This is a genomic window from Maribacter sp. Hel_I_7 (genome assembly GCF_000688315.1).
In the GTDB taxonomy this organism is placed as follows: domain Bacteria; phylum Bacteroidota; class Bacteroidia; order Flavobacteriales; family Flavobacteriaceae; genus Maribacter; species Maribacter stanieri.
In genome coordinates this window covers 889,809-901,244 of record NZ_JHZW01000002.1, presented here as the reverse complement: position 1 = coordinate 901,244, position 11,436 = coordinate 889,809, and the positions used below count along the sequence as shown (strand labels likewise).

Genomic DNA, 11,436 nt, shown 5'->3' with positions numbered 1-11,436 from the left:
AAGATCATGAAATTGGATGCTTAAAATAATATGCCTGTTTTTTTGCGAAAAAGAAAATTAGAGACTTGGTTTATATGAATTTAATAATTTGTTCTTAACCCATTTGCTTGAAGGTGATTAAAGGGTGTTCGTTTAGTTGTTGATATGTCTTATTTTACAAAAACATATTAAAAAGCAAGCTCTGTTTTTAGATTAGCAAAATTTTATTTAGTACAGATTTTTAATACAGTATCAATTTTGCATTTCATTATATATCAGTAATTTATTACTATTTTTAACAGATATTCTTGTTAAAACATAAAAATTGGGTCAATCTCATTCTAATATAATGCTTCAAGAAAAGCACCATCAAATATTTATAGAACAAACACCTACAGCTATAGCTATGTTAGATGTTAATATGGTGTACCTAGCAGCTTCTAAAAGATGGATAAAAGATTTTAAATTAGAGGATGAGGGTATTGTAGGAAGATCTCATTATGATATTTTTCCTGAAATAGGAGATGATTGGAAAGAGAAACATAAAGAATGTCTTAACGGTGCCATTGATATTTGTGATGAGGCACCTTTTTACCGAAAAGATGGCTCTTTGCAATGGATATATTGGGATGTTCGTCCGTGGTATAAGCAAAATGGTGAGGTAGGCGGTTTGTTGATGCATACAGGTGATATTACAGCCCGTAAAGAAAAAGAATTAAAAGAAAAAAGGTTTAAGTCAATCTTAAGTGATACTAGTGAAATTGCACGTATTGGTACTTGGGAAATTGACCTTATTCTGGAAAAAGTGACCTGGAGTAGTATGGTGTATGAAATTCATGAGGTTCCACCAGAATATGAGCCAACAATAGCTTCGGGATTAACATTTTTTGAAGATGAAGCAAGTCGTAATAGCATTCTACAGTCTCTTGAACAAGCTAAAGAAAAAGGTAGTTCTGTTAATTTAAATTTAAAACTCAAGACAGCGAAGGGTAATATTCGTTGGATAAAAACTATAGGAAAAGTAGAGCTTACCAATAATATTCCCACAAAAATTTTTGGGATAACGCAAGATGTTACTTCATCAATGCTTTCAGAACAAAAATTAAATATTGCACATGCAGAATTGGAAGCTATTTTTTACTCAGAATCTATTGCAGTGATTTCTACGGATAAAGATGGAATAATTAATCGCTTTAATAGTGGAGCTGAAAAGATGCTTGGTTATTCGGCAATGGAAATGATAGGGTTTAAAAAGCCTGAAATTTACCTATTGGAAGAAGAATTGAATGTCTTTAAACAAGATATGGAACTTGAATTTACAGGAGATTCTAATAATGCAGATTTTAACTATCGAAATGAGAAGATTTTTAATACTAAGCAATGGACATTTAAAAGAAAAGATGGATCAACTTTCCCAGGTCTAAAATCTTTAACAGCCATTCAAGATAAAGATGGATTAAATGACGGTTTTATAGCAGTTATTACTGATATCACCAAAATCAAGGAAGTTAAAGATGAATTGCGTAAAAAGAATGACTTATTAAAACTTGCAGAACGTCTCAGTTTATTGGGGCATTGGCAGTGGAATATTATAGAAGATGTAGCTATTTGGTCGGATAATCTTTTCGCGCTTCTAGACTACGAGGGTGAACAATTCACTTTGGATTTTGCTACGTATTTCGCAATGGTTCATGATGATGATAAAGATGAGGTTCTAAAGCATTTTGAACTTGCTAAAAGGGAACAGGAGTTTAAGAATATTACTCACAGAATCATAACTTTTACTGGCAATCTCAAAACTATAAAGATTATTGCAAATGTCATTTCAAATCAAAAAGGCGAAGCAGTTGAAATGGTCGGTACTTGCCAAGATGTAACCGAATTTAAAATAGCAGAAAATAAACTGATTAATGCTAAGGAAGATTTGGAAACAGTAGCTCAAAAATTATCATATCAGAATAAACAACTTGCAGATTTTACACACATTACCTCGCATAATTTAAGAGCACCGGTAGCTAATTTAAACTCGTTAATGGAGATTTATAAGCTTTCAGATGATGATGAAGAGCGATTAGACATATTCGGTAAGTTCGATACTGTTATTAATCGCCTTACTTTAACATTGAATACACTAATAGAAGCTTTAAAAACAAAAATAAGCGATACCGAAGAAGAACTAGAGCAAATTGATTTAAACGAAATTCTTGATAATACGATCCAAACTTTAAGCGGCGTAATTCTAAAGTCAGGGGCGGTTATTAATGGGGACTTTAAAGAATTTTCAAATATTATTTATAATAGAATTTATTTGGAAAGTATTTTTCTCAATTTAATAGGAAATTCAATAAAATATAAGGCTGAGGATAGAACTCCAGAGATAATGATAACTGCTAAAATAAAAGATGGTAGAAATATTATTATATTTAAGGATAATGGACTTGGAATTGATTTAAAAAAACATGGACATAAACTTTTTGGACTTAATAAAGTTTTTCACAGGCATCCGGATGCAAAGGGTGTAGGTTTATTTCTGACAAAAACACAAATTGAGTCAATGGGAGGTACTATTACAGCTACCAGTGAGGTTAATGTAGGTACTACCTTTACAATAAAATTTAATTAGGCTTGCTTATGAATGACGTTTTAAAAACTTGTATTGTCGATGACGATTCTATATACCGCTTTACAATGGTAAAAGCATTGGAATCTACAAAATTACCTATGGAAATCATGGCTTTTTCTGATGGGGAAGAGGCTATAGACTTTATGTTAGATAATTTAGATCAAAACTCTGTATTTCCAGATGTAATTTTCTTAGATATTGACATGCCAGTTATGGACGGATTTCAATTCATGGAAGAATACGTGAAAATTAAACCTAGGGTTGGTAAAAAAATTACCATTTATATGGTGTCATCTTCTCTTGATCCAGTAGATATTGAAAGAGCCAAAAAGATAAGTGCAATTTCAGATTACATAGTTAAACCAATAGGTCTAAGTAGGTTAAAATCGATTATTGAAGAATTGCTTGAAGACCGAAAGAATTAGGTTTTTAAAAGTAGGGTAATGCTATTTTTAAGGTTATCATTCAAATGATTTGAGTTAAGCGTAAGTGCATAATTCAAGTACTTTTGAATGAACCAAAAAAAATAAAATATGTCATTACTTACTATAATCTTAAATATATTATTACCACCATTAGCTGTTTTTATGAAACATGGCGTTGGTACTACCCTTTTAATAAGTATTGTTTTAACCTTATTAGCGTGGTTACCGGGTGTAATTCATGCCTTTATCGTAAATCAATAATGTAGTTATCTATACCTCAAGTAGAGGTATTACAAGAGAAGCCGAAAAGCCATCAAAGACTTGATAGCTATTCGGCTTCTTTTTTTTGATAAACATTTTATAATGGTTCGGCTATTCATGTTAACATTTATTGTGAATAGGTAATTGCCACCTCATTAATTTAAAATATAACTTTGAAGCGTTAGTAGTTACCAACTAATTCGACTATTTTCTTTTAATCGTTAATTTTGGTTGTAGTAACTTCTAATCATTCAACCCTTAATTTTTATTTCAAAGAAATGAGCAAATTTTTTAAGATAGTTTTCGGCATCGTTTTTATTACAATTGTTAGTTGTAAAGACCATAAGAAAAATGATAAGAATTCAATGGTTAATGAGAAATCTACAGAAGAGATTAATCAAAATAATACGCAGTCTATTGTAAAAAATGCTATTATAGCGCATGGTGGTTCCTCTTATGATACAGCTAATTATGAATTTGTTTTTAGAGATAAATTGTATAGGTTCAATAATACCAATGGTTATGCTTACCAAGTTAATTTCAAAGATAGTTTAGGGAATAAAATTGAAGATAATATTCTTAATGGGGAGTTCAATAGAACTGTTAATGAAAAGCAGGTAGAACTATCAGAGAAGGATATCGCAAAATATAGCAACGCTTTAAATTCGGTTATATATTTCGCAACTCTACCACATAAATTAAGTGATAAGGCGGTTCAAAAAGAAGGAATTGGTGAAACCGTTATTAAAGGTGAGGATTATGATGTGGTTCGTGTAACCTTTGGTAAAGAAGGTGGCGGTACTGATCACGATGATATTTTTATGTACTGGATAAATAAAAAATCACATTACATTAATTACTTGGCCTATAGCTACAGTGTTAACGAGGGCGGTGTACGATTTAGAAGTGCTTATAACCCTAGAACTGTTGATGGTATCCGTTTTCAAGATTACATAAACTGGGAAGCTCCTGTTGGCACACCTTTAAATGAATTACCAGCTTTATTTGAAAAGGGTGAATTGAAAGAGTTATCTAGAATTGAAACACAGAACGTGCGGAACCTTAATGCCACTGAGCCTGTAGAATAATCTACTTTGTAGAACACAATTTACTTATCGTATCTTTGAAAGACTGTGTTTGATTTGCGTATAATACGATTATCAAACTAACTAGTTTTATAATTAAACTCCGTCTTATATGAAGGGTGAAACCTTGTTCGAAAATTTTAGGGCCATTTCTGCAAAAGAGTGGAAACAAAAAATTCAATATGATTTAAAGGGAAAGGATTATAATGAAGAGGTCGTATGGAATTCCCCAGAAGGTATAAAAGTAAAACCTTTTTACCATGCAGATGATTTAGAACATATAACTAGTGAGCCCACAACTGTTACTTCTTGGAAATTAGGCCAGATTATTTATGCAGGTAATGCGATAATGGCTCATGAAAAAGCGCTGAAATGTATTGGAAAAGGAGCAGAAGCGTTAAGGTTTTTAATTCCGTCAGAGAATATAGATATTTCTATTATTTTGAACAATATTGATTTAAATACCATAAAAGTGTATTTAGATATGCAATTTTTGTCTAATAGCTTTATTTCTAATGTGCTTAATACAATTCCCTTTTCTAATACTATTAAATTTCAAGTAGACCCAATAGGCCATTTGGCAAGAACAGGAAATTGGTATGAATCTTTGTCTTCAGATTTTAAGGTTTATAATGAATTATTAGCATTAAATGCGGATAATATTACAAGTATAGATGTTGGTCTTTATGAAAATGCCGGCGCAGATATGGTACAACAATTGGCATACGCAATATCTCATGCCAATGAATATTTAAATACATTAGAGGAAAAGGAGAACCTTAATAAACTTAAAAGTATAACGTTTAAAGTAGCAATTGGCGGTAATTATTTTTTTGAGATAGCAAAACTGAAAGCACTTAGAAATCTCTGGAAAATTCTTGTTGAAGCATACGGTATTTCAGTTCCATGCCATATTACATCAGCACCATCTAAACGTAATAAAACGATATATGATTATAACGTAAATATACTTAGAACTACTACAGAATGTATGTCTGCAGTATTAGGAGGGTCTGATTCCGTTTTTAATATGAACTATAATTCTGTTTATAAAAAAGACAATGATTTTGCAGAACGTATTGCTTTAAATCAATTAATATTATTGAAAGAGGAAAGCTATTTCGATAAGGTTGAAAATCCTGCGGAAGGCAGTTATTACATTGAAACTTTAACGAATCAATTAGCGGAGAAAGCTTTGATTTTATTTAAAGCTATAGAAAAAGATGGAGGGTTTCTTAAACAATTAAAAAATCATACAATTCAAAATAGAATTGCTGATAGTGCTAGAAAACAGCAAGATAGATTCAACACTAAAAAATCAGTTTTAGTTGGTACCAATGCATACGTAAATGTAGATGATAAAATGGCTCAAGAATTAGAATTGTATCCATTTGTGAAAAAAAATCCACGAAAGACATTGATTACACCAATAATAGAAAAACGTTTGGCAGAAGAATTAGAGCAAAATCGATTGTCACATGAGTAGAAAAGACTTGCAACATATTCGTTTAGATGCTACCGATTTAAATAGTTCAAAAACTAAGAGAAAAAAATCAGAAGCATCGACTTTTACAACTGCCGAAACAATAGCTCTTGAAAACAGATATTCGGCGGAAGATATTTCGGATGCCGAGCATTTGAATTTTGCAGCGGGAATGCCGCCATTTCTACGTGGACCGTATGCAACAATGTATGTACAACGACCATGGACAATTAGGCAATATGCAGGTTTTTCCACAGCCACCGAAAGTAATGCCTTTTATAGAAAGAACTTAAAAGCTGGTCAAAAAGGATTATCGGTAGCATTTGATCTGCCTACACATAGAGGTTATGACAGTGATCATGAACGTGTAGTTGGTGATGTTGGTAAAGCTGGTGTTGCTATAGATACCGTGGAAGACATGAAAGTGCTTTTTGATGGTATCCCATTAAATGAAATGTCCGTTTCCATGACCATGAACGGTGCCGTGCTTCCTATTATGGCGTTTTATATTGTTGCGGCAGAAGAGCAAGGTGTGTCGCTAGATAAATTATCCGGAACAATACAGAATGATATTCTTAAGGAATTTATGGTGCGTAATACGTATATCTATCCGCCAAAACCTTCTATGCAACTAGTGGCTGATATATTTGAGTATACCAGTAAATACATGCCTAAATTTAATAGTATAAGTATTTCTGGCTATCATATGCATGAAGCTGGTGCTCCTGCTCATTTAGAACTGGCATATACCTTGTCTGACGGGCTCGAATATATTAGAACAGGAATTAAAGCAGGGTTACAAATTGATGATTTTGCACCTCGACTTTCTTTTTTCTGGGGTATAGGAATGAATCACTTTATGGAAATTGCTAAAATGCGCGCTGCAAGAATGCTTTGGGCAAAAGTGGTAGCGAAATTTAATCCGAAGAACGAGAAATCATTAATGCTTAGAACGCATTGCCAAACCAGTGGTTGGAGCTTAACTGAGCAAGATCCATTCAACAATGTAGCAAGAACGACAATAGAGGCTGCAGCGGCTGTATTTGGTGGTACGCAAAGCTTACATACCAATGCACTAGATGAAGCCATTGCGTTGCCAACAGACTTCTCTGCACGAATAGCAAGAGAGACGCAATTGTATTTGCAGCACGAAACCAATATCACTAAAACGGTTGACCCGTGGGCAGGTAGTTATTATGTGGAAAAGCTTACCCACGACCTGGTACATAAAGCTTGGGAGTTAATGGAAGAGGTTGAAAATCTTGGTGGTATGACTAAGGCTATAGAAACCGGAATACCAAAAACAAGGATAGAAGAAGCAGCAGCAAGAAAACAAGCAAGAATAGATAGCCAACAAGATGTGATTGTTGGGGTTAATAAATATCAATTGAGCGAAGAGGATGAATTACAAATTTTAGAGGTCGACAATAAAGAAGTGCGCAGGCAGCAATTACAACGATTAGATGATGTAAAAGCTTTCAGAAATACAGAAGAGGTTAATGAAAAACTAAAAGCGCTTACCAATACAGCCAAGAATAAATTGGCAGGTAGTGATTCAGAAGAAAATTTGCTAGCTTTAGCAGTAGCTGCAGCTAGGGACAGAGCAACGCTAGGCGAAATCAGTAGTGCTTTGGAAGAAGCCTATGGCAGACATAAAGCTATTATAAATTCATTTACAGGAGTGTATTCAAGAGAAATCAAAGAAGATGTGAGTTTTAAAAAAGCACAAGAACTAGCAGATCGTTTTGCAGAACAAGATGGCCGTAGGCCTCGTATTATGGTTGCTAAAATGGGGCAAGACGGTCATGATCGTGGTGCAAAAGTAGTTGCTACGGGTTATGCGGATCTTGGGTTCGATGTAGATATAGGACCACTTTTTCAAACACCAAAGGAAACCGCTAAACAAGCGGTAGAGAATGACGTGCATATATTAGGAATTTCTTCTCTTGCTGGCGGACATAAAACCCTAGTGCCAGAAGTAGTTAAAGAACTTAAAAGCTATGGTCGCGAAGATATAATGGTTATTGTTGGCGGGGTAGTGCCAAAACAAGATTATGAATTTCTAAAAGAAGCTGGTGCTACCGCTGTATTTGGTCCTGGTACTAAAATTAGTGATGCAGCGATACAGTTGTTGGAAATACTGTTGAATTAAATGAGATAAAAAAAGGACCTTTTAAAGGTCCTTTTTACTTTAATACTATCAACTTAATTGAGTGGTTTCAGTATTTTTCTTTCTGTTTTTCATCCAGAAGTAAAGAATGGTGAAAAGTACAATCAAGGTTGCCGGAAAAGCAATCATTGTCTTAAGAGTTTCTTGACCTGCAGCTAACTCTAATGCGTCTCCGGTAAGACCCATTGAAGTTGCTTTTGTACGAGCTTGGTCTATCCATCCACCAAATACAGGTTGCATATTTGCTGTCATGAACATTCCTATTGCTCCAATGACTCCCATTCCTAAAGCACCGCTTTTCGGTATCTTTTCAGCGACAAAACCAATCATGTTTGGCCAGAAATAACATAATCCCATTCCAAATACTGCGGCAGCTACATAAGCCATTATTCCTGTTTGCGTACTTAATAGAAACATTCCAATGGTTGCTATAACTGCTGAACCTAAAAGAACACCTGTCTGGTCAAATTTGTTTACAAAGTTTCCGCCAAAATATCTTCCAACTGCCATTACACCGGTCATTAATGCTAGTATAAGCATGGAATCAGCTCCAGATTTATCCAAAATTAATCTAACCCATTGTCCTGGTACAAATTCACTAATTGCGGTCAAAGCCATACATACAGCAATGAAAATGAAAAGTGGTGATGCCATTCCTTTCAAATTACCTTTAATTGACCTTGCCTCTTGTACTGTTGGCTTTGGAAATTTTTGTCCAAAAAATAAATATGCATATACAACAGTTGGAATAAGAATTATCCAAATTTGAGGTTTCCAACCTATACCCATACTGGTCATGAATGTTGAAATAAGACTTCCAATTACAATACCGCCTGGGAACCACATATGAAATCTATTTAATAATATATTCATTCTGTTTCCGGTAGCACTATCTGCAATCATTGGATTACAAGCGGCCTCGGTACATCCATTGCCCAGTCCAATAAAAAGAGTTGAAATAATGAGGCCCCAATATCCACCTGAATATATTGTTAAGATAATGCCTAAAGTGTGTGCAATAAATGCAAATTGCATGATTTTTTTAGGACCTACAGTGTGATATACTAAACCGCCCACTATCATAGCAATTGGAAAACCAAAAAACCACATAGAGTTAATTGTACCTAATTGAACTGCGGTTAAACCAAACTCTTCTTGTAGTTGAGGTAAAATACCTGCTCTTATACTATATGAGAATGCAGTTGTGATTAAAGCAAAGCAGCTGCCATAAAAAAGGCGGAGCGTATTCACATTTGAAGTTGAGTTAGAACTTTCCATATTTAAATTGATTTAGTTGTTGTTTTGGTTAATTTGCTAAACTAATGAAAATGAAATAATATCAATGCTTTTTTAGCAAAATGATACCTTAAGTGCGACAGAATGCACAAAAAATAGTATTTATATAATTTTTCATGTTTTTTATGCAATATGAATTTAATGGTTTTTGCCTTATTGTGTTGATACTGAAGTATTAGCTAACTTGTAAGTCTAAATTCCATCTTTAAATTTATAATTATGAAATACTTTATTCTAATGTTTTTGCCTTTTTTTATGATTAGTTGTGGTGATGTAAACCAAAAAACCACCAAAGATTTAAAAAATCCTACAAGCGAAGTAGATAAAAATTACAATCCTGAAGCTGTTTTAGATAGTTTAGGAATTATATTAAGAGATCAAGGTATTCCTGTAGCAAATTATGTACATGCGGTAAGAACAGGCAATCTTTTGTTTTTAGCGGGTAAGGGTCCAAAACAGGCTAATGGTGAAAATATTATAGGGAAGCTGGGCGATAGCTTAACTATTGATCAAGGTTATCAAGCTGCTCGAGAGGTTGGTATTAATCAGTTGTCAGTTTTGAAAGCAGAACTTGGCAATCTTAACAAAGTAAAAAGGATTGTAAGCGTACATGGCATGGTCAATGCCTCACCAGATTTTACGGATCATTCTAAAGTAATTAATGGATATTCAGATTTAATGGTAGCGGTTTTTGGAGAAAGTGGAAAACACGCAAGAGCTGCAGTAGGTATGGGTTCATTGCCGGGAAATATGGCCGTTGAGGTTGAAATGGTTGTAGAGGTCTATGAGTAAAGTAGTTAGCTTAGCTTGTTTTCATTATAATATAGTTTAATAGTAATGCTATAAAAGATTAAAATTTCATATTATAATATAAAAAACCGAGAGTTAACTCTCGGTTTTTACTGTTTAAATGAGAATGAATCGGGTTAGATTAGACGACCGTTATGTGATATTGCAATAGTATAGTACACAGTTTTTGTATTATTAGATTGTGTACCGGTTATAAAATATCCAAATCGTTCTTTTGTGATTTTTACATTAGAAAGTTCTACATTTTGGCTCCAGGTATGAAATTGCATTTTTACTTTCACATTGTTTCCTGAAGAAGAAATAGACATACTTTCTACGGTCTTTTTACTTTGAAAATTGTTACGGTCATTGAAGGAAGTTTCAATATTTTCAATTTTAATGATATCGCCTTTAGTCAAATTTAGAGGTCCAGAACCAAAAGTGGTAAACGGTAATTCTACATTGCCATCTTTTTTAACTGTTGAAGAACTTACATGGGCGTTGAAAATAAAACCTTCATTTATTTTAGAGACCAAACGCGCAAACACCGCATTGGTATAATCTGAATTTACACACGGTAGCGTTGATTTCAATACTGCGGAATTATTTGCTGCTAGACTAATGTTAGAAGTGCATACCGCTAAAGTGAATACCCCTAATAGAATTGTTTTTTTGTAATTTTTCATAATTTCTGTTTTTATAGTTTATTAAATAATTATTCAATCCAGATTTTTGATATCGCCATATTGCAACCGGTTTTACTTCTAGAATCAAATTGAAGTCTTATATAATCGATATCAGAAAAGGTGAAGCTTTCTCCTGTTGGTTTTATTTCTGTAAAAGGAATAGTGAATACGAATTTACCCTCACGAGCCGGTACATGCTTGCCATAGGCAGCATATGTGTTATTAGTGAAAAGATTTAAGTTAATGCCGTTAATGGTGCTTTTAGCGTCAAACTCAACCTTTAGGGATTTGTATTTACTTAAGTCAAGGTTTAAGGGGGCATTTCCACTTTTATTAATGCCGTAATTAACATATGTTGTACCACGGGTATCATAAGTATAACTCATAATCAATAGACCTTTTTTAATACTTAAGTTCATATTTTGTTTATGTGGATTTTGGTTTAGTTTCGCATAAATTTGGCGGTAACTACCTATTATATTTTTGCCAGATTGTATTTTTCGTTGGTCTTTCATATCTGTAAAAATCAAATTATCTACTTCACCTGTTGTAAAGTCATCAATTACCAGTTGTGAATGCATTACATTGGTTATTATAATTGCAATTAATGGGAGTACTATTCTCATAATTTTGTTTTCA

The 11,436-nt window shown here is 33.5% G+C and carries 10 protein-coding genes; 7 read left to right on the top strand and 3 right to left on the bottom strand.

Translation table 11 applies throughout. The features are described 5' to 3' along the window. Positions 1-304: 304 nt before the first annotated feature. From P178_RS22575 to scpA, 6 genes are all read left to right on the top strand, one after another. A complete protein-coding gene (locus P178_RS22575) occupies positions 305-2,602 on the top strand; it encodes a PAS domain-containing sensor histidine kinase (RefSeq protein WP_051638180.1) in 2,298 nt (765 codons plus the stop codon). A gap of 8 nt (positions 2,603-2,610) precedes the next feature. Then, entirely contained in the window at positions 2,611-3,027 is a 417-nt protein-coding gene (locus tag P178_RS0105415; protein ID WP_027065258.1) for a response regulator, read from the top strand. 108 nt (positions 3,028-3,135) lie between these two features. Then, positions 3,136-3,288, top strand: coding sequence for a YqaE/Pmp3 family membrane protein (locus tag P178_RS0105410; RefSeq protein ID WP_027065257.1), 153 nt, complete (start codon positions 3,136-3,138; stop codon positions 3,286-3,288). 278 nt (positions 3,289-3,566) lie between these two features. Then, complete coding sequence (locus tag P178_RS0105405; protein ID WP_027065256.1) at positions 3,567-4,376, top strand: DUF6503 family protein; 810 nt, start codon at positions 3,567-3,569, stop codon at positions 4,374-4,376. Between the two features lie 109 nt (positions 4,377-4,485). Then, positions 4,486-5,859, top strand: a complete 1,374-nt coding sequence (locus tag P178_RS0105400; protein WP_027065255.1) for a methylmalonyl-CoA mutase subunit beta — start codon at positions 4,486-4,488, stop codon at positions 5,857-5,859. Next, complete coding sequence (gene scpA / locus P178_RS0105395) at positions 5,852-8,008, top strand: methylmalonyl-CoA mutase (protein WP_027065254.1); 2,157 nt, start codon at positions 5,852-5,854, stop codon at positions 8,006-8,008. Before P178_RS0105400 ends, scpA begins: the two co-directional genes overlap by 8 nt. Before the next feature lie 48 nt (positions 8,009-8,056). On the opposite strand, the gene P178_RS0105390 is transcribed toward scpA, so the two are convergent. Continuing rightward, a complete protein-coding gene (locus P178_RS0105390) occupies positions 8,057-9,304 on the bottom strand; it encodes an MFS transporter (protein WP_027065253.1) in 1,248 nt (415 codons plus the stop codon). Positions 9,305-9,541: 237 nt separating this feature from the next. Here P178_RS0105390 and P178_RS0105385 point away from each other — a divergent pair, with 237 nt between their 5' ends. Next, entirely contained in the window at positions 9,542-10,114 is a 573-nt protein-coding gene (locus tag P178_RS0105385) for a RidA family protein (RefSeq protein WP_027065252.1), read from the top strand. A 134-nt stretch (positions 10,115-10,248) separates the two neighbouring features. Here the strand turns inward: P178_RS0105385 and P178_RS0105380 are convergent, their stop codons facing one another. Then, positions 10,249-10,797 carry a hypothetical protein gene (locus tag P178_RS0105380; protein WP_027065251.1) on the bottom strand — a complete coding sequence of 183 codons (549 nt, stop codon included), beginning with the start codon at positions 10,795-10,797 and terminating at the stop codon, positions 10,249-10,251. A 29-nt stretch (positions 10,798-10,826) separates the two neighbouring features. Next, entirely contained in the window at positions 10,827-11,423 is a 597-nt protein-coding gene (locus tag P178_RS0105375) for a hypothetical protein (RefSeq protein WP_027065250.1), read from the bottom strand. Between the last annotated feature and the right edge of the window lie 13 nt (positions 11,424-11,436).

Bases quoted from the DNA above. Each gene is read 5' to 3' on its own strand.
- P178_RS0105380 (WP_027065251.1), bottom strand. From the start codon at position 10,797: ATGAAAAATTACAAAAAAACAATTCTATTAGGGGTATTCACTTTAGCG.
- P178_RS0105415 (WP_027065258.1), top strand. From the start codon at position 2,611: ATGAATGACGTTTTAAAAACTTGTATTGTCGATGACGATTCTATATAC.
- P178_RS0105390 (WP_027065253.1), bottom strand. From the start codon at position 9,304: ATGGAAAGTTCTAACTCAACTTCAAATGTGAATACGCTCCGCCTTTTT.
- P178_RS0105400 (WP_027065255.1), top strand. From the start codon at position 4,486: ATGAAGGGTGAAACCTTGTTCGAAAATTTTAGGGCCATTTCTGCAAAA.
- P178_RS0105410 (WP_027065257.1), top strand. From the start codon at position 3,136: ATGTCATTACTTACTATAATCTTAAATATATTATTACCACCATTAGCT.
- scpA (WP_027065254.1), top strand. From the start codon at position 5,852: ATGAGTAGAAAAGACTTGCAACATATTCGTTTAGATGCTACCGATTTA.
- P178_RS0105405 (WP_027065256.1), top strand. From the start codon at position 3,567: ATGAGCAAATTTTTTAAGATAGTTTTCGGCATCGTTTTTATTACAATT.
- P178_RS0105385 (WP_027065252.1), top strand. From the start codon at position 9,542: ATGAAATACTTTATTCTAATGTTTTTGCCTTTTTTTATGATTAGTTGT.
- P178_RS0105375 (WP_027065250.1), bottom strand. From the start codon at position 11,423: ATGAGAATAGTACTCCCATTAATTGCAATTATAATAACCAATGTAATG.